Raw genomic sequence first — 217 nt, 5'->3', positions numbered from 1 at the left:
ATTAGTTTCATCTGTGCTTGTTACGTCCTTTCTATTGCCTTGTAAGTCACTTAGGTTTTCAACAGCAACTGCATTAAGGTTTGTGACATAAATATCTCCACCCTCAATAGGTTGCTCACCCATTTTAATAAGAAGTTGATTCTGTGTGAAAATAGGAGCGTTGATATTTTCATGATACAAGTCAATTAATTCTTTCAAAGTTGCAAACTTGAATAGC

At 34.6% G+C, this 217-nt stretch carries 1 protein-coding gene; it reads right to left on the bottom strand.

The annotated features are described in order from the left end of the window. Positions 1–198 (bottom strand): hypothetical protein (locus tag FDW96_RS25245; RefSeq protein WP_212732882.1); only part of this gene is annotated, 198 nt, incomplete at its 3' end. Positions 199–217 lie beyond the last annotated feature (19 nt).

This window comes from Citrobacter sp. TBCS-15, assembly GCF_005280815.1.
GTDB lineage: Bacteria > Pseudomonadota > Gammaproteobacteria > Enterobacterales > Enterobacteriaceae > Citrobacter > Citrobacter werkmanii.
The sequence above is the reverse complement of the archived record's forward strand: the minus strand, read 5'-3'. Positions and strand labels throughout refer to the sequence as shown.